1 protein-coding gene is annotated in these 701 nt (G+C 53.5%); it reads left to right on the forward strand.

Features of this window, described 5'->3' with window-relative positions; all coding sequences use genetic code 11:
• The first annotated feature begins 165 nt into the window (after window positions 1–165).
• A complete protein-coding gene (gene rimP, locus ACIONG_RS30475) occupies window positions 166–624 on the forward strand; it encodes a ribosome maturation factor RimP (RefSeq protein ID WP_007915250.1) in 459 nt (152 codons plus the stop codon).
• Window positions 625–701 lie beyond the last annotated feature (77 nt).

Here is a 701-nt window from a genome sequence, read left to right on the forward strand (position 1 = left end):
CGGTTCAAATCCGGCCCCCGCAACCAGTTTAAGGAGCCCCTTTTAAGGGGCTTTTTGTTAGCTGGACACTTTCAACGCCGCTGTTCGACGGCGTTTCAAGGATGGGCGTTTAGCCCATTTTTTTATTTTGCATAGCATGCACATATCATGCACTAGGGGGTTCAGGTGTCGAGCAAGCTAGAAGAGTTGCAGGCCTTGCTGGCCCCGGTGGTCGTGGCCCTAGGCTATGAATGCTGGGGTATCGAGTTCTCGGCTCAAGGTCGTCACTCGATGTTGCGCGTTTATATCGATAAAGAGGGTGGCGTGCTGGTGGACGATTGCGCCATTGTCAGCCGTCAGATCAGTGGTGTACTGGATGTTGAAGATCCAATCTCCGTTGAATACACCCTCGAAGTTTCCTCGCCTGGCATGGAGCGCCCACTGTTCACTCTTGAGCAGTTTGCAAAATTTGCCGGTGAACAAGTGAAGATCAAGCTGCGCTCGCCTTTCGAAGGTCGACGCAACTTTCAGGGCCTTCTGCGCGGTGTAGAAGAGCAGGATGTCGTGGTGCAAGTAGATGACCATGAGTTCCTGTTGCCGATCGATATGATCGACAAGGCCAACATTATTCCCAGTTTTGACTGAGACGCGGATCCCGCGGATCCACTGGCTTGCGAAAGGCGAGGCGTCCGATGAGCCAAGAAGTACTGCGGGGGGTTGAG

It is taken from the genome of Pseudomonas sp. NPDC087817 (assembly GCF_044742875.1).
Lineage (GTDB): Bacteria > Pseudomonadota > Gammaproteobacteria > Pseudomonadales > Pseudomonadaceae > Aquipseudomonas.